Source organism: Microvirga guangxiensis, assembly GCF_900102135.1.
GTDB classification, from domain to species: domain Bacteria; phylum Pseudomonadota; class Alphaproteobacteria; order Rhizobiales; family Beijerinckiaceae; genus Microvirga; species Microvirga guangxiensis.
In genome coordinates this window covers 15,956-42,527 of record NZ_FMVJ01000009.1, presented here as the reverse complement: position 1 = coordinate 42,527, position 26,572 = coordinate 15,956, and the positions used below count along the sequence as shown (strand labels likewise).

The window sequence follows — 26,572 nt, the reverse complement described above, 5'->3', positions numbered from 1 at the left end:
CTCAGCTCCCGAAATCGTCGTTGAAGATGGAACGCGGCTCGACGCCTAGGCCGTCGAGGGTGGAGAGAACGGCCGAGATCATCACTGGCGGGCCACACAGGTAGTACTCGCAATCTTCTGGCGCCGGATGATGGCGCATGATGGCACGCAGAACCTCGTGGATGAACCCGGTTTTTCCCTGCCAGCGGTCCCCTGGCGCAGGATCCGACAGAGCTACCGTCCAACTGAAATTCTCGTGCTCATTAGCCAGCTTTTCGAACTCGTCGCCATAGAACAGGTCAGCCACCGATCGGGCGCCGTAGAAATAGGAGATCCGGCGCCTGGTACCGAGCCCGAGCTGCTCGTGGATCATCGAACGGAGCGGGGCCATGCCGACGCCGCCGCCGACGAATACTATTTCGCGCTCGGTGGGCTGGACGTGGAAGTCCCCGAAGGGTCCGGCGACTTCGATGCTGTCGCCGGGCTTAAGGCCGAAGAGATAGGACGAGACGATCCCCGGCGGAATCTCCGCCTCTCGCCCGGCGGGCGGCACCGCGAGCCGGACGTTGTGAATCAGGAGGCCGCGATCCTGCGGCCGGTTAGCGATCGAATAGGCGCGGCTCGTGCGGTCCACCGTGCTCGATCTCAGCCCCGGCCAGCCCGAAACCCGCCACGCCAGCTCATGCTCGGGGTCGATCTCGATCTGTGAGAAATCACGCTCATGCGGCGGGGCCGTCAGCAGCATGAAACTGCCGGCTCGAAATTCGAGGCTCCGGTCCTCGGGCAGGGCCAGCACGAGCTCACGGATCAGCGGCGCGAGCATGCGATTGCTAACGACAGAACAGGTGAAAGTCTCAGCTGACATGACCTCGGGCGCCACTGTCACCGCAACAGGACCGCGCAGGCTGACCTGGCACGCCAATCGCACATGGCTGCGGCGCTCCCTGGCTGACAACAGTCCGCGCTCGGTGGACCGCAAGTCCCCAGCACCTTCCCCTTCCGCGACGACGCGGCACTGCCCACAGGTGCCGCTGCCGCCACAGGCTGCCGGAATGGGGATATTCGCCCCGTGCAGCACTTCGAGCAGCTTGCGTCCGCGCTTGGTTTCGATGGTCTGCCCCTCGTTGACGGTCACCCGCAGGACGGTATCCGGCACCAGCCGCGCACGGGCGGTCAGAAGACCAGCGGCCAGCGCCATGATCAGCAGGATGATCAGCAGACTGCCAAGCGTGATCTCGATCATGGCAGCGCCACCTGTGCAAAGGTGGAAAACCCCAACGACATCATTCCTGTGAGGATGAAGGCAATGCCCAGCCCTTGAAGTCCTTGCGGCAGGTCGGCATAGGCCAGTCGCCGGCGAATGGCCGAGAGCATGATGACCGCCACCGCGAATCCGGTCCCGGCGCCCAGCCCGAAGACCGCGCTTTGGGCGAGGTTGTAGCTTCGATCGGCCATGAACAGGCTTCCTCCCAGGATGGCGCAATGTACGGCAAGCAGCGACAGAAAGACGCCGAATGTCGCAAAGAGCGCAGGCATCGCACGGTCCATGATCATCTCGACCAATTGCACTGCCGCCGCCACGACGCCGATGAAGGTGAGTAGCCTGAGGTAGCTCAAATCCAGATCGGGCATCCCTGCCCACGCCCACGCGCCGGGGGCAAGCACGTATCGGTAGAGCAGGTGGTTGAGCGGCACCGTTACCCCCATGACGGCGATAACGGCAATGCCCAGCCACACCGCCGTTCCCGGCCGCCGCGACAGCGCCAGGAACGTGCACAGTCCCAAAAACAGGGTCAGCGGCATGTTCTCGATGAAGGCAGAGCTGATGAAGAGGGCGACGAGATCGTTCATCTGCGCGGCTCCTCGGCCGGCGCAAGCTTGTATTCGAGTTTTTCGACCTGTTCAGTCCTCCAGCTGCGGATCGCCCAGACCAGTCCCCCCAGTAGGAAAAAGGCGCTGGGCGCCAGCAGCATAAGGTTCATGGGCTCGAACCATCCGCCCTGCTCGATCGTGGGCAGAACCGGGATGTCCATGATCGTGCCCCGGCCGAAGAGCTCGCGCATTGTGCCCAGGATGATCAGTACAGCTGAGTAGCCCAGCCCATTGCCGAGCGCGTCGGCCATCGCCGGCAGCGGACGGTTGTGCAGGGCAAACGATTCGGTCCGTCCCAGCACCACGCAATTGGTTGCGATCAGGCTGACGAAGACCGACAGCCTTTGGCTCATCTCGTAGAAGAAGGCCTGGAGGAACTGGTCAACCACAATCACCAGCGATGCAACGATGATGATCTGCACGATCAGCCGGATCGATGATGGCAGATGGGTGCGGATGAGGCTGATGATGCCGGAGGCGGCGATAATCACTGCGGTCAGCGCCGCTGACATGGTCAGCGCTGCGGCGAGCGTCGTCGTCACCGCCAGAGCGGAGCAGATACCCAGGATCTGCAGCGTGACGGGATTCTGGTGCAGGATCGGGTCGGTGACTTGTGCCCAGAGCTTCATCAGAAGTCCCCCCGCCCGATGGCATCGAGCAGGGGCCCATAGCCGTTCGGCCCGAGCCAGAACTGCAGCATTCGGGTAATCGCATTGTTGGTGCGCGTCGCGCCGGTGATCGCGTCGACCTCAAATTCGGTGGTCGCCCTGCCCCGCGCCACCGCCAATCGCACGCCGCCCGTGCTGTCGCGGATGCTCTTGTCGGTGAATTGCTGCCGCCAGGCCGGCTCGCTGATGCGGCCGCCGAGCCCGGGGGTTTCATTATGGGACAAGACCGCCAGTCCCGCCACCCTACTCATGTCCGCCCCGATGGCGATCATCGCCTCGATGGGACCGCCATAGCCGGTGCCGCTGACCGGCAACACCACGAGTCCAACTTCGTTGCCTGGCCCGCGCAGCAGATAGATCTGCTTGAGGTCGGCGCGGCTGCCCAGATTGGCGATGTCCTCCTGCGGGGTCAGCGGGGTCCAGTTCCGCGAATCTGCGAGCGCGCTCTCGAGGGTCTCGGGCGTCACGTCCTTAGCCGCCCGGGCCCGCCGCAGGTCGACCACCACTGTCGAGAGCGTCATCTCTTCGGAGCTGCCCAAGAGGTCCTTCAGCCCCGGAATTTCTGACAATAAGCCCTCGAGGCGCGTCTGCTGCTCCATCGCGCGGTTCTGCACCTGTATCGGCCGCAGGACGACCGTTGCCGCAGTCACCATGACCGCGCACAACGTCGAGACGAGAAAGGCGACCGCAAGCGTCTTGGCTCGGCTCTCGTTCGGCTGCGAAAGCAGCTGGCGCCAAAGGCGGATCGGGTTGAGGTCAGCCATGACGATACCTCCGAGCGGCCAGCCAAATCGCTGTGGCGATCTCATCCAGAAGCGGTGCGGCCAAGGACGAAAGAAATGCGGCAGAGACGGCAATCTGCACCTGTGACGTATCCCAGATTGCGGCAAAAACAGCGATGAGCACGCCGAACAGCGCCCCGTGCAGCCAGCGCCCCAGCGGCATCGAGGGCGCTGTCGCAGGATCGCAGACGAAGAACACGAGCGCAAAGCTCACCCCAGTGGTGACGAGGTCGAGGCTGAAGCCTCCCGCCACGACCAGCACGATCAGTGCCGCCGCCAGCACCCGCCAGGGCATCACGCCGAAGACCAGGAGCAGCGCGGCAGCCGGGATGACGGCCCAGCCGACCTGAACGGCCAGCAGGGGCCATTCGGCCGTGGGAAAGCCGAAGCCAAGAAACATGGCCGCCACGACCGCAGGGTTAAGAACGCTCCGGCCCCAGCCACCAAATATGAGTTCGCCGAAGACGAAACCGAAGCTGATGCCGAGCGCGATTTGCCATGGTCCGACCTCCGGCACCACCATGGCCATGGCCAGCGCAGATACCAACCCCGCCGGGCTCGGCGCCTGCGCCCGCACGATTGTGAACAGCGTCTGCCATAGGCCTCCCAGGATCAGAGCAAAGACGAGACGGCCGGCCCCGGTTATGCCCTCTTCCCATAGCCACGCCACGGCAACCGGCAGGGCGGACGCCACGATCAGCAGCGCCACAGTCTCACGCGTCCAGATCCCCCGGATCATAAGTTCGCCTCAATGCGGTCCAGCGACGCGCGCAGCAGTTCGGAAAAGCGCGGCTTGGCGGATGTGATGTAGTCGACCAATGCCAGGTCCTCCTCCAGGAGCGACAGACCTCCCAGTTCTGCCACAGCCTCGTCGTCACCCACGGCCAAAGCCCGAAGCAATGCCATGGCGGGTATGTACCCGCCGAGCGCCTGCTCGACCGCGGCCGTGGCAATGATCGGCTTGGGGTGAGAGGCCTGCCGCAGCGCCGTTTCGAGCCAGTGACGCGGCCGTCCCCCCGAGGGGCGACTGATGACGGTCACTTGCCGGTCCCTATAGCCTAGCCAGCGGGACTCCTGCCCCTCCAGCACCGAGCCGGAAAGAATGGCCTGCTGACCTGGGCTCATATGGGCATAGGCGAGGTCGCGAAGGTCAGCGCCTGGCTGGCAGCGAACGAGAAGCGTCTCGCGCATGCCGGGCCCAGCGACCGAGACGAGGCGGGTAGCGGGCAGCCGCCGTTCCGAAAGCAACTCACCGATGGCGGCAACATCCTCGGCGTCGATGTCCCAGATCTGGCGGTCCGGGCGGGCCGGAAAGGACTGATGGATGCAGAAACCCGCCAGCCCAGCGGGATGAAGCGCGCCCACCCGCCTGATCCTCACCCTCTCGTTAGGGGAGATGATGTCGGGACCGCGATCCTGGCAGAACTGGATCTGCCCGTTGCAAAGCCGCGCGAGCGCCCGCAATCCAAGCTGCAGCCATTCGGCATTCTCACCCGTCAGAGCCACACGTGGGTCCGGCGCAAGCGGACGCGTGTCGACCGCCATGACGAAGATCGTTGCGGGAATTGTCTCGGGCGCCGGAACCCTGCCAAAGGGCCGTGAGCGAAAGCGCATCCACAGCCCGGCCTCCTGAAGCAGCCTGCGCAGGGCCGCCGAACCTTCGCCGCAAGCGATCTCGTCACTGGCGGCGCCCACCTCGTAGGCATGTCTGTCGTCACGATCCTCGGCGTAAAGAACGAGGCTTGCCAGGCGCCTTCCGGCGCCCATCTCCAGTTCGGCAACGCGACCGGCCATCGGAGCAGTGATGATGCATTCATGCCGTCGCCGATCCCTCAGGATCGGCGCGCCTTGGGCGACGTGATCGCCTGCTTTCACCAGCGGCTCGGCTCGAAAGTCGATCTGCGAACCGAGGTTCAGCCCGGCTTCAGCCGTGATCACGGTCTCGGGCGTTTCCGGCAGCGGATGTGGTGTGAAAACGGGAACAGAAAGGCCGCGGTCAGACAATCCGAAAATGGCTTGATTCTCCTCGTGATCCTGGTCGTGGCCGGATGGTCGCTGGCGGCACCTCTGCTTGACAATTGACGTCCTAGCATAGAGCCTTCCGCCATTCCAGTCGCCTGAGCGGATCTGTCAATGCACTTTCGTCCCCTTCTTCTCTTGATCAGTATACCGCTTGTATTTGTTGTCGTCGTCGCTGCAGGGCAGACCCCGTCCAGAGAAGCGAGTATTAAGCAAATTACCCAATGGTCACGATCTGGTCATGCGAATATACACTCGCCCGCGTTCTCTTACTGGAATAAGTCGGGTGTTATTCCTCCCGTTTGCTCGACATGCCACTCCGGCGCCGGATTCCGCTCACTGTACGGGTTCGACGGCAGCAAACCGGGCCTTCCACAGAGCCCGATACCCGTGGGCGGGGTTGTCGATTGCGATACCTGTCACAACCCCGGGCTGCCAAAACTAACTGAGATCCCCCTGCCCTCCGGCATGTCGCATCCCGTTGCCGGCTTCGAAGCAGCCTGCATGACCTGCCATCAGGGCCGCGCGTCGACGGTGACAATCGAGAACGCCATTGCTGGTGGATCGGACGATGTGATCAACGCGGAGTTGCGCTTCATCAATCCTCATTACTCGGTCGCAGCGGCGAGCCTGCTGGGCAGCACCGGCGGTCTCGGATATCAGTACCCTAACAAGACCTATGAGCCGCGTTTTGCGCATGCGCGGCCCGTCTCGTCATGCACCTCTTGTCACGATCCCCATAATCTCACGGTTGCCGAGGAAACCTGCACAACCTGTCACCAGACCGGCAATTCGCGCGAGATCCGTGTGTCTCGCATGAGCTATGACGGCAGCGGTAATCTAAACCAGGGTATCCGTCGCGACATCGACACGAACCGGCAGCGCCTGTTCGTTCTCATCACCGACTATGCGCGGGAGGTGGCGGGAACGCCGCTGGTCTATGTCAATCGGCATCCTTATTTCTTCGCCGATCACAATGGGGACGGGAAGCCGGATCAGCGGGAGGGCGCGTCCGTCTCCTATGCGAGCTGGACGCCGCGGCTCTTGAAGGCAGCCTACAACTGGAAGTTCGTCGGTGCAGACGCCGGCATTCACGTCCACAATCCCCATTACGCCTTGCAGCTGCTCTACGACTCCGCCGAAGATCTTTCGAATGCGCTTGGACGTGAGTTGACAGACATGAAGCGCTAAGTGGTGCATCCGGCATGTTCAGGTTTATAACCATGGCCTGTTGCCTTGCTGGCGGGAGGTGACCCATGGCACCGGTCTGCTCACGGGACCTAATCACTGACGAGTTCGCGACCGCCAGGCGCTTGGCTCATTCACAGAGCGCTGGCCCTGTTTCAGAAAGCCGGTTTCGCCGATGACCAGCACCGCACCCGGAGAGGCCAGCGCCTCGAGCGCATACTCGCGTACCAGGTCGCGCAGGGCGTCCGCCTCCCAATGGCTTCGGCCCAATACCGCCTGCTGGTGCCAGGGACCTGGATCGCCCGCGGCCTCGGCCCGCATCCAGCCGGTCTTGCGCCGCTCCGGTCCCAACAATCCGTCGAGGAAAGCAGCCGCTGAGGCGCCGACACTGGGATGAGCAAACAGGGATTGGAGATCGGCTTTGACCTGACGCAACTCCACACACCAGAGCTCGAGCACCTGCTCGATGGCTACACCCGTCATGGCAGCCTCCTGGGTCAGATCAGGAGATAACTAGGGCACCAGCAACAGCTGCAACTGTAGTGCTTCTGTAATGGGCCGGTGGGTGTCAATCCCCTGAGTGACTGTCCTGTCGCCGAAGTCTTGCTTCTGTTCGGGGTCGGCGCGCGGCCGCCCCACCATGCCATCAGAGAGGATGCGGTCAGCCCATCTAAGACGCGTGTTCCACCTCGATCAGGTGCTCACGGCACTACTTACGGCTTGACCGCCTCCATCGTCCCGGCGACGGGACCTCAGGGGAACAGGACGAGAGCCGCCCCGTTCCGAACGCTTGTTCCTCCTATGCGGCAGCTTCCTCCCGGCCCCAGCGGAAGGTGCTGCCGTCGATCCAGATGCGATGCAGAATGACGGCAAGTTTCCGGGCCAGCGCCACCTTGGCCCGCCGCATGCCGCGCCGCTTGGCCACCTCGAGCGCCCAGCGCTTCAGCGCCGAGAAGCGCACGGCCCGCGTCAGCAGGATGTGGGCTCCTTCGTAGAGCGCGGTGCGCACCATCGGATCGCCCACCCGGCTCACCGCTCCCGTGATGTCGGTCTCGCCCGACTGGTACTTCTTCGGCGTCAGGCCAAAATGCGCCCCTACGGCTCGCGAGCGCGAGAAGCGCTCAGGATGATCGACTGCGGACGTGAAGGTGACCGCAATCAGAGCGCCGACGCCTGGCACGCTCATCAACCGCCGGCAGACCTCGTTCTTCCGAGCAATCGCCAGCATGGCCCGATGCAACCGGGCGAACTCCGTCTGCAGCGCGTCTCGGGCGCGCAGCATGGCATCGGTGATCTTCTCCAGCATCTCATGACCAGTCGTGAGGGTGCGCACTCGGGCAGCAAACTGGCCCCTGCTGATCTCGCCGACCTTCAGGCCGAAGCCGCGCAACAGCCCACGCAGGCTGAGCTCGACATCCCGCATCTTAGCCTGCAGCTGCTTGCGGGCCATGAGCAGCGCCCGGACCTCCTGGGCCGGCGGCGACTTGCAGTGGACGGGGCGGAACCAGCCCATGCGCAGCAGCTGGGCGATGCCGCGGGCATCGCGCCGATCGGTCTTGACAATCATGGCCGAGAGCGCCGCCTTCACATGCCGGGTCTCCAGCAGCACGACCTCGAACCCGGCTTGCACAAGGCCGGCATGCAGCCACTGCGAGAGTGGCCCGGCCTCCAGGCCGACGCGGGTGAGCGGCAGGTTCAGGCTGGCGAGGAAGGCAGAAAGCGCCTCAGGCTCGCTGGCGACCTTCGCCTCGCGGACAATCTGTCCCGAGGCATCGAGGATGCAGACGCTGCTCAGTTCCAGCGACACGTCAATTCCGGCATAGTAGTCCATGTCTGTCCCTCATGATGCTTGGGGCCGATCCGCTCGGACCCCGTTCCAACACCATCACTCTGAGGGACAGCCACCCCGCTCCGCTAGCTCGTGAGCGGCAGGCCCATTACGGCATCTAAAACGTCCCAATGAGCGACCCCAGCGCAACCAGTACAGCAAGAGCCACCAGGGGGATGACGACAGCCACAATGAAAATATCGAAATAGGCCTCTCGGTGAGTCAAGCCGCAGATTGCCAGAAGGGTGATCACTGCCCCATTGTGGGGCAGGGTATCGAGCCCTCCCGTTGCCACAGTGGTCACGCGGTGCATCAACTCCAAAGAGATTCCTGCATCGCGAGCAAGTGCCACGTATTCGCTCCCTAAGGTTTGGAGAGCGATGCTCATGCCCCCTGAAGCCGATCCGGTAATCCCAGCAAGAACGTTCACCGACAGAGCTAGTGATATCAAGGGCTCGGTTCTACCCACGCTTAAGATGGCATCACGAACTAGGACAAATGTTCCAAGAGAGGCGATCACCGCGCCAAACCCAACCTGACTGGCTGTGTTGAAGATCGGGAGGACGGAGGCGTTTGCTCCGTCTCCCAATGACTGCTTGCAATCGGACAAGCGGTGCCAGTTCAGTGCAATCAGCACGAGAATCGAGGCAACGAGGGCGCAAATGATGGCCCAAATTCCGCGTAGGGCTTCGATGGTTGTTGAACCATATTTTTCCTGCTGAAGATAGGAAGCATCGAGCGCCGGGATAACGACCTCCAGGAAGACGAAGTTCAGCACGATAACCAGGATCACCGGGGTAACCGCCACAAGGAAGTGCGGCGGCTGTCCAGGATGAGCAGGCAGGGGTGTCTCCGAGATATCGAAACCCTCGCCAAGGGCATACTCCCGGACAGCCTTAACAGGTGAATCCCCGCGATCTTCCTTGGCCCCGTAACCCTCCCTCAACGCACGCGCTCGAGCAGCCTGTCGAGAGAGCCACATCTGCCCTCCGAGCAGCATGATCGCTCCGGTTATGAGACCGAGTCCTGGCGCAGCAAAAGCTGTGGTCCCGTAGAACGGCATCGGAATCGCGTTCTGGATCGACGGTGTTCCAGGCAGCGCCGTCATGGTGAAGGTGAAGGCTCCGAGTGCGATCGTCGCTGGGATGAGGCGCTTAGGGAGATCAGCCTGTCGAAACAACGCATCCGCGATCGGGAAAACAGCAAATGCCACCACAAAGAGCGACACACCGCCATAGGTGAGAATGGCACATGATAGAACAACGGAGAGGATCGCATTTTCCCTCCCCAGACGTTTGATGATCCATTCCGCCGTTGCCTGGGCAGAACCGCTGTCGTCCATCAGCTTGCCGAAGATGGCTCCCAAGAGGAATACAGGGAAATACTGTGCAATGAAATTTCCCGTCGCCCGCATGAATGTCTGCGTATAGGCTCCAAGCAAGGGCGTATCACCTGACAGCAGAGCAGCCAATAGAGCCGTTACAGGAGCGAGGATGAGGACGCTGACACCTCGATAGGCGAAATAGATCAACGTGACCAAAGCAATGAGGATGCCGAAAATGCCGAACACGAACTGCTCCTCAACCTAGAAGTTCCATTAGATCGATGGTTGATTGCTGACCAACTTAATCGCAGTTCAAATCAAGCCGAGCCTCTGTTGTTTGCCATTCGATGTCATGTAGATGGACGAGAAGTTACAGGCCTGCCCTGCTGGGTGATCGAGGTGTGATGTTAATTCAGGGGCGGCCGCAACACCAGCTTGGAAGCCTGTAGCGGCGTTGGAGTATCGAGAGGCTCTGTCACGGTAATTGGAGTGGGCCAGCAGAAGGCCTGCGCATTGGTCTCTCAAGCGGCAGCGGTCGCGATCTGCCATTGGTTCGCCAATTCGGCTCTGAAGAGCCGCAGAGTCTGGCGAGAGATCAGATGACGTTGAAGGTGTTGTAAGCGGCAGAGTGGATGGTGAGGACCGGCTCGTAGCGCTCGTTGGAGGTGCGCACCTTGCGGATGGGGCGCACGGCTTCGGCCTCGCTGGAGCCGTCGATGGACGGATTGAGGGTCAGGGTCACGACAGGCTTCATGGCTGGGCTTGCTTCAAGGTTTCATACGTTTCGGTAAACGTCTGCGGCCGGCGATGGTCATGAGCTGAGGACCAGGTCGCGGAGGACCGCGTCCACCCGCTCGGCCGCACTCTGGAGTTCCTTCAGGTCCAGGGCGGTCTTGTAGGCCATCCCGCCAACCGGCACCGCCTCAGGGCGCTGAATCCAAGCCGAGTTGACAATGCCGAGCCCGTCCACGTGAGCTTTGTGATGCCGGGCCAGCTCCAGTCCGAGGCCGGCGGCCTGCAGGCTCGACGGAGAGCCATCGAGGGCGATCAGGATACTGCGCAGCAATCGTCTCCTTCTTATGGATCATTTCACTCAGCGATGCTTGAGGATTGGCCTGAGCTCGCCCGCACGGCCCCAGAGGTGTTTCTCGCCCTCCAGGATCAACAGCAGGACCACGCCCGTTGCCACGATGGCCACTCCGTCCAGGAGCGACACGGCCCGCGTGTCGAACAGCGCCTGCACCGGCGGGAGGTAGGTGAAGGCGAGCTGGGCCAGGACGACCACGCCGACGCCGATCAGAACGGGCCGGGTGCCCAACATCCCCCGCCAGGTGAGGGAGGGCGCATGCAGGAACCGCACGCTGAACAGGTAGAAGATCTCCAGCACCACGAGGGTGTTCACCACGATCGTGCGGGCCTCCTCGATGGGCAGGCCGCGCGCGATGGCCCACTCGAACATGCCGAAGACGGCCACCACGAACAGCACCGACACGAAGACGATCCGCCAGACCAGGAACCTGGAGAGGATCGGCTCGTCCAACCGGCGCGGCGGACGGCTCATCACATCCGGCTCCGGCGGCTCGAAGGCGAGAGTCAGCCCCAGGGTCGCGGCCGTGACCATGTTAACCCACAGGATCTGGACCGGCGTGATCGGCAGGGTGAGCCCGAGCAGCATGGCGGCGATGATGGCGAGCGCCTCGCCGCCGTTCGTCGGGAGGGTCCAGGCAATCACCTTCTTGAGGTTGTCGTACACCGTCCGGCCCTCGTGCACGGCCGCCACGATGGAGGCGAAGTTGTCGTCGGCCAGCACCATCTCGGCCGCTTCCTTCGACGCCTCCGTTCCCTTCCGGCCCATGGCGACGCCGACGTCGGCCTGCTTGAGCGAGGGCGCGTCGTTGACGCCGTCACCGGTCATCACGACCACCTCGCGGTCGGCCTGCAATGCCTGGACGATGCGCAGCTTGTGCTCCGGGCTGGTGCGCGCGAACACACTCACGTCGCGAACCGCGGATCGGAAGCCTTCTTCGCTCATCCGATCGAGGTCAGCACCCGTCACGGCTGTTCCGTTGCTTGCTTGGATTCCAAGTGTCCCTGAGATTGCCGCGGCAGTGGCGGCATGGTCGCCGGTGATCATCTTGATCCTGATCCCGGCGGACTGGCATTCCTTGACCGCCGCGAGAGCCTCGTCACGGGGCGGATCGATCAGGCCGAGCAGGCCCAGCATGGTCAGGCCGTCCTCGACGTCAGCGAACGTCAGCGGCTCCGACGGCACCTGCGGCAGCCGCTTCGCTGCGATCCCGAGCACCCGCTGCCCCTGCCGGGCGGCGGCATCGGCCTGGGCCGTCCACCAGTGTGAATCCAGCGGCCGCTCTCCGGACGAGGCATACTCCCTGGCGCACATGGCAATCACCCGCTCCGGAGCGCCCTTCACGTAGAGGACGGCGCCGCCCTCGGGCAGGCGGTGCAGGGAGGCCATAAAGCGGTGTTGCGCGTCGAACGGGATCTCGTCGACGCGGCCGAGCCGATGCCTGAGTTCCTGCGGGTCGATGCCGGCCTTCATGGCCAGCGAGACCAGTGCTCCCTCCATCGGGTCGCCGTCCACGGACCATCCGGCCTCTGTCCGGCGCAGGCCGGCGTCGTTGCACAGGCCTGAGCCACGGACCACCTCCGGCAGGGTGGGCTGGTCCTCGATGGATACCCGCGTCCCATCGAGCAGGAACCCGCCTTCGGGAGCGTACCCGCTGCCTGTCACCTCGAAGCGCCCGTCCGGCGTGATGACGGTCTGGACCATCATCTCGTTGCGGGTGTGCGTTCCCGTCTTGTCCGAGCAGATCACGGACACGGACCCGAGCGTCTCCACCGCAGGCAGGCGGCGGATGATGGCGTTGCGCGCCGCCATCCGCTGCACGCCGATGGCGAGCGTGATCGTCATCACGGCCGGCAGCCCCTCGGGAATGGCCGCGACGGCCAACCCGACAACGGCCATGAAGGCCTCGCCCCACGGGGTTCCATGGGCCGCGACGGCGATCGCGAAGACAACCGCCGACACGGCCAGGATCACGCCCGTGAGCAAGCGGGCGAACTGGTTCATCTGCCGCACGAGCGGCGTGGTGAGGGTCTCCACCTCGTGCAGCAGAGTAGTGATCCGGCCGATCTCGGTGTTGGCCCCAGTGCCGGTGACGACCCCCATCCCCTGCCCGGCCACGACGAGGCTGCCCGAGAAGGCCATGCAGGTCCGATCGCCGAGCGCCGCATCCGGCGCAACCGAAGCCGTTCCCTTCTCCACCGGAACCGATTCACCCGTGAGAATAGCTTCGTCAATGCGCAAGCTGCGTGCCCGCAGAAACCGCAGGTCGGCCGGCACCCGGTCCCCGGCCTCGAGAAGCACGATGTCACCCGGGACGAGTTCCTCGGCCTTGATGGTCTGGCGCTGCCCGTCCCGGATCACCGAGGCCTGGGCCGAGATCATGGCGCGGATGGCTTCCAGGGCTTGCTCGGCGCGACCTTCCTGGATGAAACCGATGACGGCGTTGACGAGAACGACGATGAGGATCACCGCGGCGTCGACCCAGTGCCCGAGGAGCGCGGTGACCGCAGCCGCACCGAGAAGCACGTAGATCAGGACATTGTGGAACTGCGACAGGAACTGGGAGAGCGCACTGCGCCTCTTCCCCTCCGGCATCCGGTTGTACCCATGGAGGTCAAGCCGCCGGCTGACCTCGGCAACGCTCAGGCCTTCAGGCTTCGCATCGGATGCGGCCAACGTTGCCTCAACGGAACCCGCGTGCCACGGACTTGCCCCGAGCGGCTTTTGCGCATCGGTGCCTTCACCAGCCGAAGCAAGCACAGCCGTCTTGTGCATCGTCGTCTCCTCCCAGTTGCATGTAGAGTGCTGCGTCCCACCCGGGAGCAATCAGGGCGTGATCGCCACCTTGAGCATGCCATCGCGCTGGTTTGCGAACAGGTCGTAGGCTTCCTCGACCTGATCGAGCTTGAAGCGATGGGTCACGAGCGGGCGCGTGTCGACCCGTCCGGAGGCGATCACCTCCATGAGGCGGCGCATGCGCTCCTTGCCGCCCGGGCAGAGCGTCGTCCGGATAGTATGATCGCCCAGGCCCGCCAGGAAGGCATCGAGCGGGATCTTCAGGTCGCCCGAGTAGACACCCAGCGACGACAGCGTGCCCCCGGGGCGCAGTACGCGCAGGGCGCCCTCGAAGGTCTGCTGACGGCCGAGAGCCTCGATGGAGACGTCCACTCCGCGGCCGTCGGTCAGCCGCATGATCTCCGTCACGGGGTCGGAAGCCGTGAAGTCGATCACGTGGTCCGCGCCCATGCTGCGGGCCATCTCCATGCGGGCGGGCACGCTGTCGACGGCGATGATGGTGGTCGCGCCCATCAGACGGGCGCCGGCGGTCGCGCACAGGCCGATCGGACCCTGGGCGAACACCGCCACCGTGTCGCCGATGCGGATGGCGCCGCTCTCCGCGCCGGAGAAGCCGGTCGACATGATGTCCGGGCACATCAGCACCTGCTCGTCGGTGAGCCCGTCTGGAACCGTGGCTAGGTTGGCCGTGGCATCGGGCACGAGCACGTACTCCGCCTGGGTGCCGTCGATGGTGTTGCCGAACTTCCAGCCGCCCATGCCCTTCCAACCGTGCCGCGTGCCGGGGCCGTCCTGGGCATGGCACCCGCACAGGGCCGCATGGCTGTGGCCGGAGGTGCAGATCGCGCCAGCGATAACACGCTGCCCCTCCCGGTACCCCTGGACCGCAGAGCCGAGCTTCTCGATCACGCCGACAGGCTCGTGGCCGATGGTCAGGCCGCGGGCGACTGGGTACTCGCCCTTGAGGATGTGGACGTCGGTGCCGCAGATCGTAGTCGTAGTGATCCGAATAAGGGCATCGAGCGGGCCGACGTCAGGGATCGGTTTCTCGTCGAGCACGATGCGGCCGGGCTCGACGAAGATGGCGGCTTTCATCTTGGGCATGGCGAATTCCTCCTGTGTGGACGCTGATGGCTAATAGGCCGCGCCATCGCCCTCGCGGAATGGGAGCGGGCAAGCGTGGTGGCATGCCTCCCCCAGTGGTCAACCTGGCCACCCGACCGCGACGCGAGACGAACGATGAGGTTCGACTTCCACCCTGGCCCGATGTAGCTTGTCGGCCCCTGCCCTCAGTAGGACAGGAACAGCGGCACCGGGCTCTGCTTCAGCAGGGACTGGGTGACGCCGCCGAACATCAGCTCGCGCAACCGCGAGTGAACGTAGCCGCCCATCACGATCATGTCAGCGCGGGTCAGGGTGGCGTGGTTGCGCAGCGTCTCGGCGACGTCGCCTTCCAAAGCCGGCAGCGTCTGGACAACAGCGTTGACGCCGTGGCGGGTCAGGTGCGGCGCGATGTCGGCGCCCAGGACGGTATCGGCCAGGTCCTTCTCTCCGGTCACCGAGACGATCTCCACGGTCTCGGCGGCCCGCAGGAACGGCAGGGCGTCGGCCGCCGCGCGGGCCGCCCGCCCGCTGCCGTCCCAGGCCAGGATAATCCGCCGGGTGCCGAACACGTCCTGGTCGGATGGGACGACGAGGAGCGGCCGCCCGCTGTCCATCAGCAGGGCCTCGATCAGGTCCCGGTCGAGCGTAAGGGCTTCCGGTTCAGCATCGACGATGGTGAGGTCATTCAGACGGGCTTGAGCCCTGAACACAGCCAGCAGGTCTGGATAGCTAAGATGTGGGGCTCTGGCAGAGCAGATCACACCCGCCGCCGCGGCGTCGGCCTGGGCACTGCGGGCGGCCGCTTCGGCGAGGGCTTGGAGGCGCCGGTTCTCGGCCTGGACGATACCCGAAACGACCCTGCTGACCCCGGCACTCGTCAGATCCAGCTTCACGGAGACCGCCTGGACGGTGGCATGCGCTGCGGCCTGCTGCGCTAAGGAGAGCCCATACCCGAGGGCGGACGAGACCTCATCCGGGCCGAATTCCTTTGTCAGGCCGATCAGCACGCTCTTGATATTCTGGACCATGTTGCTCCCTCCCTATCTCTCAACTCTGATTGAAATCCAGGTAAGAATATGGTCTGGCCCGCAAGCCGCGCCTTGATCTACCGCAAAGCCTCGGGGAGTAGGGCAAGCGCCTCTCGCGTCCGCGTTCGCAACATCACTGCTTAGGCGCCGTTCACCTCCGCGCCAGAGCGCATCGTCCACCCGCGATTGCGGAATGGAAAACCGCAGCAGGCCAGATCACCTGAAATCAACAAGGCAAGCCTTGTTGTGGTACTCTCAGGTTGATGGACATTGCCGTGAGACAGTGACGATGCGCCGTCGCAGAAGCTTGGTTCTTCCGGTCATTCCTTCAGGATAAGCCAGAGATCACCTGGCAAGGGATGATCTGGGTCAAAGCATGTGCGCGCCGCGATGCGTAAGAATCGCTCCCGTGAGAAGGAGCATCATTGTGAACAAAGACCTCAAGATCCCCCATGACGGAATGATCCTCGTCAGCGACGGCCGCAAAGCCCTGTTCCTGAAAAACCAGGGGGATGACGTCTATCCCAACTTTAAGGTCGAGCGTGTCCTGCAAGCTCCCGATAATCCGCAAACCCATCAGCACGGCACCGATCGGCCCGGGGTGCGCGCCCAGCGCGGAGCCGTCGAGCAGACCGACTGGCATGAGCTCGCCGAGCGCAAATTCGCGGGTGAGGTGGCGGAGACGGTCAATGCCGCCTGCTTCCGCGGGGACGTGAACGCAATCGTGGTGGCGGCGCCCCCGCGCACCCTGGCGGAGTTGCGCAACTGTTTCTCCGATGCGGCAAAACAGCGGATTCTTGCCGAGGTTAACAAGGACCTGACAAAGCATCCCGTCTATGAAATCGAGCAGCACCTGACAGGTCGGGCCTGAACCTCTGCCACACCAAGGTGAAAGCTGGGTGGGGAGAATTCGGCTCCCCACACCATTATGACAGCTCGAACGTGCCCATGGATCGAGCCTCCGGATCATCAAGGGGTTGCATCAACGGCAAAACTCGCCGGCTCAGGAGCAAGGAGCCTGTGAGAAAGGCTCCGATCTACATCGAGCCGTGTCGAAGATAGCGTGTATGCCAGCTGAGAGCCTCGTCCAGCAGGTGCGGCGTGTGCCGGCCCGGCGCGTCCTTCAGAGCGCGCTGGAAATACTCTTGGAGCGCGGGACGGAAGTGGGGGTGGGCGCAGTTCTCGATGATGAGGCGGGCCCGCTGCCGCGGCGCCAAGCCCCGAAGATCGGCAAGCCCCTGTTCCGTGACGATGACCTGGACGTCGTGCTCCGTATGGTCAACATGGGAGACCATGGGCACGATGCACGAGATCATTCTGCCCTTCGCCACCGACGGCGTCATGAAGAACGAGATGAAGGCGTTGCGGGCGAAGTCGCCGGAGCCGCCGATCCCGTTCATGATGCTCGATCCCATCACATGGGTGGAGTTCACATTGCCGTAAATGTCGGCCTCGATCATCCCGTTCATGGCAATCACCCTGAGCCTGCGAACGATCTCCGGATGATTGCTGATCTCCTGCGGCCGCAGAACAATCTTCCTGCGGGACTCCTCGATCCCGGCTTCGAAGCGCGCCAGTCCCTCGTGACTCAGCGACAGAGCGGTCGCCGACGGGAAGGTCAGCTTGCCATCGGCGAGCAGGTCGAGCATGCCGTCCTGAAGCACTTCCGTGTGGCGGTGAGGTTCTCGAACGGGCTGTCTTTCAGACTGGCAAACACGGCATTGGCCACGTTGCCGACCCCGGACTGCAGGAGCAGGAGCGTGTTCGACAGGCCGCCTTTCTTGACCTCGTGCTGCAGGAACCCGATCATGTGCCCGGCGATTAGCCGCGAGGTCTCGTCCGGCGGCGTGGAGGTGGTGTTCCGGTCCGGCTGGTTCGTCTCGACGATGGCGACGATCTTGTCCGGGTCGCAGGTGAGATACGGGATCCCGATGCGGTCGCTCGGGTGCGTCAGCCGCGTGCCATAGTAGATGTCGTGCATACCCTCGAGGTTGAGGCTTTGCCTGTGGTTCACCTCGAGGATGATCTTGTCGGCCCGATCGAGCCAGGTTTTGTTGTTCCCGACCGACGAGGAGGGGATCAGGCGTCTCCGTCGAGAACTGCCGCAACCTCGATGACGGCGACGTCGAGGTGGCCGGGAAACCGAACCAGACGAACTGGCCCACATGCGACAGGTGAATGTCGAGATAGTCCATCTCACCGGCATTGATGTGCTGCCGGCAGGTCGGGTCCGACTGGTAGGGCAGACGCATCTCGACGCCGTCGACCTTGGCCAGTACCCCGTCGAGCTCCGGGGCGGTCGAAGCGCCGGTCCAGACCCCGATCTTGAACGCTTCGCCGCCCTCGTGCGCCCCCACGATGCGTCGCGCGAGGGCGAGCGGGACTTCCTTCGGATACCCGGCTCCGGTGAAGCCGCTCATCCCGACATTCGCGCCGGAGGGGATAAGGGCGGCCGCCTCGTCCGGCGACATAATCCTGTTTCGCAGGATGGGATCCAAGACCCGAGTACCGTCAGCCGTACTCCAAGCTCCGCTTCGCCGCATCGGGCTGGTCATAGATCTGCCCGTGCGGGATTGCAATGTTGGCCAAGATGCAGGAGCCAATGCAATGCTTCGGATGAAGGTGCAATTGCTCCTCTCAGCCGAAGCCATTCTTTCTTCTCTCTTCGCGAGAAGGGATTGGCAGCGACAGATTACCCCAACACAGCCCAACAGGCTCGTGAGGATGCGGCATGATGGCGTTGTCGCCTGAGCAAGTCTTCTCAGCTTTACGGCCTCTCCCGTTGGTGTTCAATCGGACGTGTTCACTGATTGCTGTCTGGGAGGACCAAACCCGCCTTGTTCAAGGAGCATAGGCGAAAACAGGCATAGCAGATTTGTCCGAAGCTGCGACCACCAGCGTTGATGCGCTGGAGACCCGGCGCTGCTTCTCGGGAGCGAGACGATGAACGTACTCTCTCACGGTCAGATCTCGTCCGCGTCGTGCGCGAGTGAGCAAGTCTCTAGCCTTGAATGGAATTCAGATAGGCGAGCAGATCGTTGATCTGGGCCGGATCGAGCTGGAACTGGGGCATGGAGGGATGACCCGTCGTGATGCACGATGTCGAGCCCTACATCCCCGGCGTAGGCTTGCAACGATCTCGAGGAATAGCGCACCCAGAACGGGGATCGTGGCCGCGGCCCAGACTGATCCGGACCACTGCCCGACCCCGGCATGGCGCGTGCCGAATCCCAGGATCAGTCCCAGCAGAGGCATGACCAAGAGAATGGGACGGACGAAGCGGTCAAGATCCCGCATGCCCTGTGCGCCCAGGATCGCAGGTGGGTGCAGCATGGACGGGATTTCAGGTGCGGCCTTCCGGATGCCCGACATGGCTCACACTTACCGCGCTTTGGCTCCGAGCTTACGCATAGTGCTGAGCCATGCCTTGCGTTTGGCATCGCTCATTCCCTCGATCATGCCGACCAGCGTGTGGCGGTTCGGACCGATGCCGACCAGCGAGAGAATGCTGCGCTTCAGGCTCCTGAGGCTGTACGCGCCGAAGTACCAGCGATACGCGAACACGGGCATGCCCATGGTGATGATGATCCGGGACGAGCGGCCTCTGAGAGCCGTCTTCCAGCTCGCCTTCGGGCCTTCTCCCCCGGTCATGAAGGCCGGCCGGAAGGCCTGCTCCATGAAGCCCTTGAGCAGTGCCGGCATTCCGCCGAGCCACAGGGGATAGATGATGACGAGGTGCTCGGCCCAGGCGAGCGCCTGCTGTGCCTCTGCAATGGCAGGCGACGGCAAGGCGCCCTCCCAATCACTCTTCGAACGCAGCAGCGGGAAGTCGAGATCGGCCACGGGCACCACGCGAACCTGATGCCCTCCTTCGGCCGCGCCCTGGGCATAGGCATCGGCCAGCGCATGGCAGAAATGACGACTGTGGGAAGACGGATGGCCTTGGATGATGGCGACGCGTGTCATGCAGGCTCCTCCATCAGGGGCTGCGTTCCGCTCAATGCGCCAGGAGCACGGGGCGGTCCGAGATCGTCAGCATGTCCAGGGTCGCGCCGCCGAAGACCTGCTCCCGCAGGCGGGTGTGGCCGTAGCCCCCCATGACGACGAGATCGGCGGACACGCGGCGCGCCTCATCGAGAACCACGTCCGCAACCCGGCGCCCCCGGCTTTCGACTGCGACGATCTCGGCCGTCACCCCGTGGCGGGCGAGATGCCGTTCGATGTCCTGGCCCATAAGGGCGTTGCCCTTGGGATCGATCATCAGGACGACGGTGCGCGCGGCATCCTGGATGAACCCCAGCCCTTCGCCCAAGGCACGGGCGGCCTCGCGGCTTCCGTTCCAGGCCACCAGAACCGTCCGAACGGGTCCCGATTGGCGGTGACCCGGCGGAACGACCAGGAGACCGCGTCCGCTGCCGAAGAGGACGGCCTCGACCAAGTCAAGCCACACGGGAGTGTCACCCGCACCATACGGACGGGTGGCGACGAAGAGGTCGGCGTAGCGGGCTTGCTCAGCCACCCTGATCGACATGGTGCCGAAGGTCTCGTCGAAGCGGCGCAGCTCCGTCGGAACCGGAAGTCGGGTGATCCTGTCCGCCAGGCGCCCGGCCGTGGCATCGCCGTCCTTGCGGGCCTGCTGCTCAAGCTCGGTGACGATCTGCACGACGGCGGCAGCGCCGCCATCGAACGGCATGGCGGTCGACAGGTCAGGAAGCAGGTTGGTGAAGATGCCGATCAGGTGGGCCCCTTCGCCGGACGCCAGAGTCTGCCCGTACTCCAGACGAATTTCGTCCTCGGGGCTGCCATCCAGATGTACCATCACGTCCCTGATCATTGCCTACTCCTCATTGGCCTGCCCGGGCGAGATGGATCCTCGCCGGGTGAGCGATGGAACCATGATGTAGTCGAAATCCCGGATGATGCTTTGATTCAGCGCAACGCCCCGAGCCAGCGCACCTGTCAATGTGCAGCAGTCCCGTACCCTCCCGTGAGGGACCATGTCTGGAGCCTGAGATGCCCCCTCGCCCAACAGCGCCCCTCAGAAGCAGCCGCGGACCCAGACGGACGTCGGAGGTTGTTCAGCCACCTCCTTCCGCTGACAAGCCGGCAGCCGAGGGCATCAAGGCGACCGCGCCGCCGAGGCCTCTGGACGACTGGAACGATGCCGAGTTGCACCAGCTCCGCGATTCCCTCGACCATATCGCCCATGCGGGGCTGGCACGCCTCACGGCCGGCCTGTCCCCCGCGGCCGTGGCCGGAGCCTTCATGGACTGGGCTGTCCATATGGCGATCTCCCCAGGCAAACAGGTCGAGCTCGCCGCGAAGGGAGCCCGCGCATGGGGGCGGCTGGCGCAGTACGCGGCTCAATGTTCGGCAGCCGGGGGAACAGCCGAGCCCTGCATCCAACCCCTGCCCCAGGATCGCCGCTTTGCCGAGACGGAGTGGTGGCAATGGCCCTACAATGTCATTCAGCAGGGCTTCCTGCTCCAGCAGCAATGGTGGGACAACGCCACGACCGGGGTCGACGGCGTCACGAGGCAGCATGAGGCGGTGGTCGAGTTTGCCATGCGCCAGATCCTCGACATGGCCTCGCCGACGAACTTCATCGCCACCAATCCCGTCGTCCAGCGGCGCATCCTGGAAACAGGCGGCCGGAACCTCGTACAGGGACTGCGCAACTTCGCGGACGACCGGGAGCGGATCGTCCATGGGAAGCCTGCCGCCGGCACGGAGGCGTTCCAGGTCGGCCGGGATGTGGCCGTCACGCCGGGCAAGGTGATCTACCGCAACCGCCTCATCGAGCTGATCCAGTACGAGCCGACAACCGACAGGGTCAGGCCCGAGCCGATCCTGATCGTGCCCGCCTGGATCATGAAGTACTACATCCTCGACCTGTCACCCCGGAACTCGCTCGTCCGATACCTCACGGAGCAAGGCTTCACGGTGTTCATCGTCTCCTGGAAGAACCCGATCGCCGAGGACCGGGACCTGGGCATGGACGATTACCGCACTCTCGGGGTGATGGCCGGGCTGGATGCCGTGAACGCCATCGTGCCTGATCAAAAGGTTCACGCGGTTGGCTACTGCCTCGGCGGCACGCTTCTTTCCATAGCGGCCGCGGCCATGGCCCGCGACGGCGACAGGCGTTTGGCCACCATCTCCCTGCTGGCGGCGCAGGCGGACTTCCGCGAGGCCGGGGAGCTCACCCTGTTCATCAACGAGAGCCAGCTCCACTTCCTCGAGGACCTGATGCGCAGCCAGGGCTATCTCGACACGCGGCAGATGGCCGGAGCCTTTCAGCTCCTGCGCTCGAACGACCTCATCTGGTCGCGGCTCGTCCGGCATTACCTGATGGGCGAGCGCACGCCCATGAACGATCTCATGGCCTGGAACGCCGATGCGACCCGCATGCCGTATCGCATGCACACGGAGTACCTGAGGCAGCTCTTCCGCGACAACGATCTCGCCGAAGGCCGCTTCCAGGTCGATGGTCGCCCTATCGCCATCAGTGACATCCGGGCTCCGATCTTTGCGGTCGGCACCGAGCGCGATCACGTGGCGCCCTGGCGCTCGGCGTTCAAGATCCATCTCCTGGCCGATACCGACGTGACTTTCCTTCTCACGAAGGGAGGTCACAATGCTGGCATCGTTGCCGATCCCAGTCAGGCCAAAGGAAGCTTCCAGGTTCTGACGAGATCCGCTAGCGGCCACTATGTGGATCCCGACACCTGGACCAGGGTTGCACCTCGGTTCGAGGGTTCGTGGTGGCCGGAATGGACCTGTTGGCTTGCCTCCCATTCCGGAGAGCCTACCAGTCCACCTGCATTGGGTGCTCCGGCGCAGGGCTACCCTGCCCTGTGCGATGCACCCGGCACCTATGTGATGCAGGCCTGATGGGAAGTCGTGGAATCTCCTCAACCCCATCGGGTGACCGCCACCTTCAGGACGCCGTAGATCGCCGTGGTGATGCGGATCAGGGCATCAAGCAATCCCACGTGTCGAGTCTCAGGGTAGGGCTTGCGCCCATCCTCCAGGCGCGGCGTCCCCAATCTCCAGGGATCTCGGCTCCTACCGCGACTTACTACGAAAGCGGTCCAGGCTGATGGTCCACTGAAATGGCCAGAATGCCAGGATGGCCACCACGGCGGTGATCAGCAGGAGAGCTACCATCACCTGTGCGACGCCGAAGATCGCGGCGTCCTGCGCGACGAACCAGCCTGTCACAATGCCCGTAACGATCAGAAGACCCCGGACAATCCAGCCTAACATGGTGGCCTCCATCCTCTCGGGCTGGTCGTGTCCCTCCATCCAGCTCCGTACGAGCAATCACCCTTGTGTCAAATTCACGCTGTTTTCGTTGAGGCGCCTTGATCTGCATCAAGGCGGATGACGGCCAGGAAGCCGACGATGCTTCCAGGGTTGCTTCCGATGACTGCAACCGTGCCCGCCAAGCTGCCCTGCGCCGACCAAAGTGCCGTGCCTAATCTTGCGTGGATTCAAATGGTTCGAGAAGCAGCCAAGATGACGAGCGGAGGGCTCCATGACCGCCTATGTCGCGCATTCCCGGATCCAGGACGTGCCGAATTCGGGTGAGATCTATGCGCCGGACATTCTTCCGAGGCTTCAATCCCTGCTGGCGGCTCTGGCTGATATCGATTTCTCGTATGAAAAGAGCCTTGAGGCTCTCACGAGCACTCCAGCCGATGAGAAGCGCAGGGACGGAATGGTCTCCGCCCTTCGGCGGGCCCATGCCGAGCAGCGCGCCCATACGTTCGGGAACTCCTCGCGCTGAAGGAGCGGATGGAAGCCCCGCTCGGCTGAGCCCAGAACAGGGATTCCGCCCCTGAATGCCATGGTCCTCCACAGGGTGCGTTCACCTCCGGTCATTGGGGAGCGTCCGCTGCCCTCGCCTGGTCTCGGGGAGATCCGCAACGTCGTGGAAGCCTGCGCATGAGCGGCCGGCATCAGTCGGCCTGATCACCGAACGGGCGGCCGATCGTCACGACGTCGTTCCGTGCGGTGAACCGCCCGCCGAAGCGAATCGGCACGCCGTCGCCGGACAAGGGCGCGTCGGCAGGACCGGGCCGCTGCGCATGGATATGCAGATGCGGTTCCCCGGTGTTGCCGGAATTGCCCACCGCGCCGATCTCGTCGCCCGTCTTGATATCATCGCCCGGCTTCAATCGCACGCTGCCGGCGCGCATGTGCGCCAGGAGGACCACGAATCCGCCGCAGCGCAGGATGCCGCAGCGCAGGATCACGTGATTGCCCGTCGGGTTCCGGCGATCGGTCTCCGGAACCCGCATGTCGCGCAATCCATCATGGCCGCCTCGACCCGCCCGCTGCACGGGGCGAGGACAGGCTTGCCGAAGATCAAGTACGCCTCGGGACCGGTCGGCTGAAGCAGACCCAAGGCGCCTCCCGCCGTGCGGAAGCCCAGCCGGTCCACCTGGATGAGATCAACCGCATGGCGCTGTCCCTGATAGCGCCAGAGCCGGGGATCGTCGGCCCAGCCGACATGGGCGTTGACCAATCCGGCCGAGCCGCCGTTGGCGACGTAGAACGCGCCGTCCCGCAGCGGGAATGCGAGATCGAGGAACGGATCGGCAGGCGGTGTCCGGCCCGCAAGCGCCAGTCCGGACAGAACGGTCCCGAGGCTCAGTAACCCAAGGGCTATGGCGCGCTCGGCCCACGGCCACCAAGACGACCGGGGAGGATGCCGTCGCTCATGGAGGCGCCATGCCGACCGGACGGCAGCGAGCGCCAGCAGTCCTGACAAGGCGAGAGGGGTTCACAGGGGCAGGTAGGTCCAGATCCCGGCAAGCCGCACCGCCAGCAGGAGCGCCGCTGCGGCCATCGTCCACAGGCCGAAATCCCAGGCCGATGACGGGCGCCGGAGGACCGGGCAGAGAATAGCCGCCAATGGGAGCAGGACCTGCGCAAGGATCATCGAAAGCGCGCCTCCGTCACCCGGGCGCGGAAGAACGGGAAATACTCGTCCGTTCCGAAGCCGTTGCCGCCGTCGATGCGGGTCGGGATCGTGTAGCCCGCGAAGGTGCCTGTCTCCTCCACCGTCGCACCGAAGGGCTGGTAGCGGAAGACCCTCTCCGGATTGGCGTTGGTCCAGCGCCGCATGGCGACGGAGAGCGGGCGCCCGTTATCCGCAACCGTCAGCTCGAACGCGAAGCTCTCACTATCGTGGCGGAAGACGGCCCGTGCGCGGTTGCCGTCGACGGGCTCCCAGGTGACGCCGTTGGCCGGCAGGAGGGCCGCTGGGACCCAGAGCGCCTCGGCGACGGCCCTGGCCCGGGCCGAGCGGACCAGGTCGGGAGTTGCCTTGGTGCGGGCCACCGGAACCGTGTTGAGAAGCCAGAAGCGCGTCCAGGCCCGGTCCCCGATGCAGGCGTCCGATCCTGAGATGCGGCCCAGCCCCGATCCGATCCGGGGCATCCAGACGAAGCCGTGCGGCGGCGCCAGGATCTCGCGGGCCACTATGGGCTGGTAGTTCGGCCGGTCCCGGTCGCCCAGGCCGATCTCGCCCACCATGTCGATCTCAGCGACCATGCGGAGCGGCGTGCCCGGGGCGATCGCGAAGGTGAAGTAGCGCCGGGCCGGCTCCGGCAGGCCGGCGACCATCGCCGGCCCGAACATGCCCGCAGGCCGAACGGTCTCGGCCGCGAGGGCGTCCCAGGCCCACCGGGCCTCGCGGTGATCGTAGCCCCGCATGGCCCAGGCGGCCGCAAGGCCGCCAACCGACAGGCTAGCCAGCGACAGTGCAAGGCGCTTGGGCATCTTCCCTCCTCCAGGTTGTCGTCAGCGCCCATCCAACCGAAGCTATCCCAAGCGGCTGCCGGTTCCCGGAGCCTGATCTTCCCTCGATGCGGGGAGATCGGGACGGAAGCGCAGGCGCATCGAGACCGGGCCCGCCGATGGTTGTCCAGGAGGCCTCAGGGTGCCAAGGCCCCCTGTTTCTGCGATATCGCATCGAAGAGGCGCTCGACATCCCCGCGCTTGCACAGACCGGTGCCAGGTGTCAGAACAGCTGCGGTTCCCGCGGCGACACCCCACCTGAAAGCTTCTCTGGGCGCAGCGCCGCGCGCCAGGGCCAGCGTCATCGCGGCGACGAAGCTGTCGCCAGCCCCTACGGCGCTGCGCACGTCGACTTTCACCGCCGGAAGCCTCAGCACGCCGCCGGCATGGGCGAGGACCGCGCCCTCATGGCCCATGGTGACGGCGAGGAGATCGACCCGGCCGGACCGAACCACCTCCATGGCGGCCTCCTCCAGGGCGCCTGGATCCTTCACGCTGCGGCCGACGAAATGCTCGAACTCGCCGAGGCTCGGCTTCGCGAGGTGAATGCCGCCGGCGGCGATCGTCTCACGGAGCGCCTCTCCCGATGTGTCGAGGACGAGCTTCATCCCTCTCTCCCGTGCAATGGCGGCGACCCGGACATAGAAATCCGTCGGAACGCCTCTAGGGATGCTGCCGCTCGCCACGAGATACTCGCATTCCAAGGTGCCCAGCACCGCAAGGCACTCCTGCCACTCGGACGGGGCGACGTGCGGCCCCTCGGGAACGAAGCGGTACTCAAGTCCGGTGGAGCGTTCGAAGACCGTGAGGCTGACCCGCGTCTGATCCTCGATCGCGATGCGCCTGCCCGCGATACCGCTGCCCGCGAGAAGCTCCTCGAGCACCGCGCCCGTGACCCCTCCGGCCAGGTAGAGCGCAAGGGAGGAGCCGCCGAGCTCCCGGATCACCCGGGTGACGTTGACCCCGCCCCCACCCGGCTCGTAGCGCTCGTTGGAGGTGCGCACCTTGCGGATGGGGCGCACGGCTTCGGCCTCGCTGGAGCCGTCGATGGACGGATTGAGGGTCAGGGTCACGACAGGCTTCATGG

General features: G+C 64.4%; 27 protein-coding genes and 2 pseudogenes. 4 read left to right on the top strand and 25 right to left on the bottom strand.

Features of this window, described 5'->3' with window-relative positions; genetic code table 11:
- Position 1 precedes the first annotated feature (1 nt).
- The 6 genes from nqrF to BLP10_RS15620 are packed head-to-tail and all read right to left on the bottom strand — an operon-like array spanning position 2 to position 5,305.
- Complete coding sequence (gene nqrF, locus BLP10_RS15645) at positions 2-1,222, bottom strand: NADH:ubiquinone reductase (Na(+)-transporting) subunit F (RefSeq protein WP_091136599.1); 1,221 nt, start codon at positions 1,220-1,222, stop codon at positions 2-4.
- Complete coding sequence (gene nqrE / locus BLP10_RS15640) at positions 1,219-1,830, bottom strand: NADH:ubiquinone reductase (Na(+)-transporting) subunit E (protein ID WP_091136595.1); 612 nt, start codon at positions 1,828-1,830, stop codon at positions 1,219-1,221. The genes nqrF and nqrE overlap by 4 nt, the downstream gene beginning before the upstream one ends.
- The gene (locus BLP10_RS15635; protein ID WP_091136591.1) at positions 1,827-2,480 is read right to left on the bottom strand and encodes an NADH:ubiquinone reductase (Na(+)-transporting) subunit D; all 654 of its coding nucleotides are present in this window, start codon (positions 2,478-2,480) and stop codon (positions 1,827-1,829) included. The genes nqrE and BLP10_RS15635 overlap by 4 nt, the downstream gene beginning before the upstream one ends.
- Positions 2,480-3,283, bottom strand: coding sequence for an FMN-binding protein (locus BLP10_RS15630; RefSeq protein WP_091136587.1), 804 nt, complete (start codon positions 3,281-3,283; stop codon positions 2,480-2,482). The genes BLP10_RS15635 and BLP10_RS15630 overlap by 1 nt, the downstream gene beginning before the upstream one ends.
- Positions 3,276-4,040 carry an RnfABCDGE type electron transport complex subunit D gene (locus tag BLP10_RS15625; RefSeq protein WP_091136584.1) on the bottom strand — a complete coding sequence of 255 codons (765 nt, stop codon included), beginning with the start codon at positions 4,038-4,040 and terminating at the stop codon, positions 3,276-3,278. The genes BLP10_RS15630 and BLP10_RS15625 overlap by 8 nt, the downstream gene beginning before the upstream one ends.
- Positions 4,037-5,305: a hypothetical protein gene (locus tag BLP10_RS15620; RefSeq protein WP_091136579.1), complete on the bottom strand. Its 1,269-nt coding sequence runs from the start codon at positions 5,303-5,305 to the stop codon at positions 4,037-4,039. The genes BLP10_RS15625 and BLP10_RS15620 overlap by 4 nt, the downstream gene beginning before the upstream one ends.
- 519 nt (positions 5,306-5,824) lie before the next feature.
- Between BLP10_RS15620 and BLP10_RS15615 the strand changes: the two genes are divergently transcribed.
- Positions 5,825-6,511 carry a cytochrome c3 family protein gene (locus BLP10_RS15615; protein WP_139165511.1) on the top strand — a complete coding sequence of 229 codons (687 nt, stop codon included), beginning with the start codon at positions 5,825-5,827 and terminating at the stop codon, positions 6,509-6,511.
- Positions 6,512-6,646: 135 nt separating this feature from the next.
- On the opposite strand, the pseudogene BLP10_RS22900 reads toward BLP10_RS15615, so the two are convergent.
- From BLP10_RS22900 to BLP10_RS15580, 8 genes and pseudogenes are all read right to left on the bottom strand, one after another.
- A pseudogene (locus tag BLP10_RS22900) lies at positions 6,647-6,991 on the bottom strand (transposase); the annotation flags it as partial.
- A 316-nt stretch (positions 6,992-7,307) separates the two neighbouring features.
- The gene (locus tag BLP10_RS15605) at positions 7,308-8,339 is read right to left on the bottom strand and encodes an IS110 family RNA-guided transposase (RefSeq protein ID WP_091136570.1); all 1,032 of its coding nucleotides are present in this window, start codon (positions 8,337-8,339) and stop codon (positions 7,308-7,310) included.
- Positions 8,340-8,454: 115 nt separating this feature from the next.
- Positions 8,455-9,906, bottom strand: coding sequence for a GntP family permease (locus BLP10_RS15600; protein ID WP_091136566.1), 1,452 nt, complete (start codon positions 9,904-9,906; stop codon positions 8,455-8,457).
- Positions 9,907-10,255: 349 nt separating this feature from the next.
- On the bottom strand, positions 10,256-10,414 hold the full coding sequence (locus tag BLP10_RS22895; protein WP_175493935.1) for a hypothetical protein: 159 nt from the start codon (positions 10,412-10,414) through the stop codon (positions 10,256-10,258).
- Between the two features lie 57 nt (positions 10,415-10,471).
- A complete protein-coding gene (locus tag BLP10_RS15595; protein WP_091136563.1) occupies positions 10,472-10,726 on the bottom strand; it encodes a universal stress protein in 255 nt (84 codons plus the stop codon).
- Between the two features lie 27 nt (positions 10,727-10,753).
- The gene (locus BLP10_RS15590; protein ID WP_091136559.1) at positions 10,754-13,522 is read right to left on the bottom strand and encodes a cation-transporting P-type ATPase; all 2,769 of its coding nucleotides are present in this window, start codon (positions 13,520-13,522) and stop codon (positions 10,754-10,756) included.
- A gap of 51 nt (positions 13,523-13,573) precedes the next feature.
- Entirely contained in the window at positions 13,574-14,647 is a 1,074-nt protein-coding gene (locus BLP10_RS15585) for an NAD(P)-dependent alcohol dehydrogenase (protein WP_091136555.1), read from the bottom strand.
- Positions 14,648-14,832: 185 nt separating this feature from the next.
- On the bottom strand, positions 14,833-15,675 hold the full coding sequence (locus BLP10_RS15580) for a universal stress protein (protein ID WP_091136552.1): 843 nt from the start codon (positions 15,673-15,675) through the stop codon (positions 14,833-14,835).
- Positions 15,676-16,102: 427 nt separating this feature from the next.
- Here BLP10_RS15580 and BLP10_RS15575 point away from each other — a divergent pair, with 427 nt between their 5' ends.
- Positions 16,103-16,546, top strand: a complete 444-nt coding sequence (locus tag BLP10_RS15575) for a host attachment protein (protein ID WP_244510570.1) — start codon at positions 16,103-16,105, stop codon at positions 16,544-16,546.
- Positions 16,547-16,712: 166 nt separating this feature from the next.
- Here BLP10_RS15575 and BLP10_RS15570 read toward each other — a convergent pair.
- The 4 genes and pseudogenes from BLP10_RS15570 to BLP10_RS15555 form a co-directional block, all read right to left on the bottom strand.
- Positions 16,713-18,218, bottom strand: a pseudogene (locus BLP10_RS15570) (acetyl-CoA hydrolase/transferase family protein).
- Between the two features lie 458 nt (positions 18,219-18,676).
- The gene (locus BLP10_RS24140; RefSeq protein ID WP_483127768.1) at positions 18,677-18,748 is read right to left on the bottom strand and encodes a hypothetical protein; all 72 of its coding nucleotides are present in this window, start codon (positions 18,746-18,748) and stop codon (positions 18,677-18,679) included.
- A gap of 308 nt (positions 18,749-19,056) precedes the next feature.
- Positions 19,057-19,641, bottom strand: a complete 585-nt coding sequence (locus tag BLP10_RS15560) for an NAD(P)H-dependent oxidoreductase (protein WP_091136546.1) — start codon at positions 19,639-19,641, stop codon at positions 19,057-19,059.
- A gap of 31 nt (positions 19,642-19,672) precedes the next feature.
- Complete coding sequence (locus BLP10_RS15555) at positions 19,673-20,509, bottom strand: universal stress protein (protein ID WP_091136543.1); 837 nt, start codon at positions 20,507-20,509, stop codon at positions 19,673-19,675.
- A gap of 179 nt (positions 20,510-20,688) precedes the next feature.
- Here BLP10_RS15555 and BLP10_RS15550 point away from each other — a divergent pair, with 179 nt between their 5' ends.
- Positions 20,689-22,569 carry a PHA/PHB synthase family protein gene (locus BLP10_RS15550; RefSeq protein ID WP_091136540.1) on the top strand — a complete coding sequence of 627 codons (1,881 nt, stop codon included), beginning with the start codon at positions 20,689-20,691 and terminating at the stop codon, positions 22,567-22,569.
- Between the two features lie 20 nt (positions 22,570-22,589).
- On the opposite strand, the gene BLP10_RS23870 is transcribed toward BLP10_RS15550, so the two are convergent.
- The gene (locus BLP10_RS23870) at positions 22,590-22,724 is read right to left on the bottom strand and encodes a hypothetical protein (protein WP_280141109.1); all 135 of its coding nucleotides are present in this window, start codon (positions 22,722-22,724) and stop codon (positions 22,590-22,592) included.
- Between the two features lie 19 nt (positions 22,725-22,743).
- On the bottom strand, positions 22,744-22,944 hold the full coding sequence (locus tag BLP10_RS15545; RefSeq protein ID WP_091136931.1) for a hypothetical protein: 201 nt from the start codon (positions 22,942-22,944) through the stop codon (positions 22,744-22,746).
- 271 nt (positions 22,945-23,215) lie between these two features.
- On the opposite strand from BLP10_RS15545, the gene BLP10_RS15540 reads away from it, so the two are divergent.
- Entirely contained in the window at positions 23,216-23,467 is a 252-nt protein-coding gene (locus BLP10_RS15540; RefSeq protein ID WP_091136536.1) for a hypothetical protein, read from the top strand.
- A 172-nt stretch (positions 23,468-23,639) separates the two neighbouring features.
- Here the strand turns inward: BLP10_RS15540 and BLP10_RS15535 are convergent, their stop codons facing one another.
- From BLP10_RS15535 to BLP10_RS15520, 5 genes are all read right to left on the bottom strand, one after another.
- A complete protein-coding gene (locus BLP10_RS15535; protein WP_210183628.1) occupies positions 23,640-23,936 on the bottom strand; it encodes a peptidoglycan DD-metalloendopeptidase family protein in 297 nt (98 codons plus the stop codon).
- A complete protein-coding gene (locus BLP10_RS15530; RefSeq protein WP_091136528.1) occupies positions 23,933-24,454 on the bottom strand; it encodes a hypothetical protein in 522 nt (173 codons plus the stop codon). The genes BLP10_RS15535 and BLP10_RS15530 overlap by 4 nt, the downstream gene beginning before the upstream one ends.
- A 12-nt stretch (positions 24,455-24,466) precedes the next feature.
- On the bottom strand, positions 24,467-24,625 hold the full coding sequence (locus BLP10_RS23220) for a hypothetical protein (RefSeq protein ID WP_175493934.1): 159 nt from the start codon (positions 24,623-24,625) through the stop codon (positions 24,467-24,469).
- A complete protein-coding gene (locus BLP10_RS15525; RefSeq protein WP_091136524.1) occupies positions 24,622-25,467 on the bottom strand; it encodes a DUF6544 family protein in 846 nt (281 codons plus the stop codon). The genes BLP10_RS23220 and BLP10_RS15525 overlap by 4 nt, the downstream gene beginning before the upstream one ends.
- Before the next feature lie 155 nt (positions 25,468-25,622).
- Positions 25,623-26,570 (bottom strand): 1-phosphofructokinase family hexose kinase, encoded by a 948-nt coding sequence (locus BLP10_RS15520; protein WP_091136521.1) that lies wholly within the window; start codon positions 26,568-26,570, stop codon positions 25,623-25,625.
- Positions 26,571-26,572: the final 2 nt, after the last annotated feature.

Excerpts from the sequence above, each read along its gene's own strand:
- nqrF (WP_091136599.1), bottom strand. The coding sequence starts at position 1,222 with ATGATCGAGATCACGCTTGGCAGTCTGCTGATCATCCTGCTGATCATG.
- nqrE (WP_091136595.1), bottom strand. The coding sequence starts at position 1,830 with ATGAACGATCTCGTCGCCCTCTTCATCAGCTCTGCCTTCATCGAGAAC.
- BLP10_RS15635 (WP_091136591.1), bottom strand. The coding sequence starts at position 2,480 with ATGAAGCTCTGGGCACAAGTCACCGACCCGATCCTGCACCAGAATCCC.
- BLP10_RS15630 (WP_091136587.1), bottom strand. The coding sequence starts at position 3,283 with ATGGCTGACCTCAACCCGATCCGCCTTTGGCGCCAGCTGCTTTCGCAG.
- BLP10_RS15625 (WP_091136584.1), bottom strand. The coding sequence starts at position 4,040 with ATGATCCGGGGGATCTGGACGCGTGAGACTGTGGCGCTGCTGATCGTG.
- BLP10_RS15615 (WP_139165511.1), top strand. The coding sequence starts at position 5,825 with ATGACCTGCCATCAGGGCCGCGCGTCGACGGTGACAATCGAGAACGCC.
- BLP10_RS15605 (WP_091136570.1), bottom strand. The coding sequence starts at position 8,339 with ATGGACTACTATGCCGGAATTGACGTGTCGCTGGAACTGAGCAGCGTC.
- BLP10_RS22895 (WP_175493935.1), bottom strand. The coding sequence starts at position 10,414 with ATGAAGCCTGTCGTGACCCTGACCCTCAATCCGTCCATCGACGGCTCC.
- BLP10_RS15590 (WP_091136559.1), bottom strand. The coding sequence starts at position 13,522 with ATGCACAAGACGGCTGTGCTTGCTTCGGCTGGTGAAGGCACCGATGCG.
- BLP10_RS15585 (WP_091136555.1), bottom strand. The coding sequence starts at position 14,647 with ATGCCCAAGATGAAAGCCGCCATCTTCGTCGAGCCCGGCCGCATCGTG.
- BLP10_RS15580 (WP_091136552.1), bottom strand. The coding sequence starts at position 15,675 with ATGGTCCAGAATATCAAGAGCGTGCTGATCGGCCTGACAAAGGAATTC.
- BLP10_RS15560 (WP_091136546.1), bottom strand. The coding sequence starts at position 19,641 with ATGACACGCGTCGCCATCATCCAAGGCCATCCGTCTTCCCACAGTCGT.
- BLP10_RS15555 (WP_091136543.1), bottom strand. The coding sequence starts at position 20,509 with ATGATCAGGGACGTGATGGTACATCTGGATGGCAGCCCCGAGGACGAA.
- BLP10_RS15550 (WP_091136540.1), top strand. The coding sequence starts at position 20,689 with ATGCCCCCTCGCCCAACAGCGCCCCTCAGAAGCAGCCGCGGACCCAGA.
- BLP10_RS15545 (WP_091136931.1), bottom strand. The coding sequence starts at position 22,944 with ATGTTAGGCTGGATTGTCCGGGGTCTTCTGATCGTTACGGGCATTGTG.
- BLP10_RS15540 (WP_091136536.1), top strand. The coding sequence starts at position 23,216 with ATGACCGCCTATGTCGCGCATTCCCGGATCCAGGACGTGCCGAATTCG.
- BLP10_RS23220 (WP_175493934.1), bottom strand. The coding sequence starts at position 24,625 with ATGATCCTTGCGCAGGTCCTGCTCCCATTGGCGGCTATTCTCTGCCCG.
- BLP10_RS15525 (WP_091136524.1), bottom strand. The coding sequence starts at position 25,467 with ATGCCCAAGCGCCTTGCACTGTCGCTGGCTAGCCTGTCGGTTGGCGGC.
- BLP10_RS15520 (WP_091136521.1), bottom strand. The coding sequence starts at position 26,570 with ATGAAGCCTGTCGTGACCCTGACCCTCAATCCGTCCATCGACGGCTCC.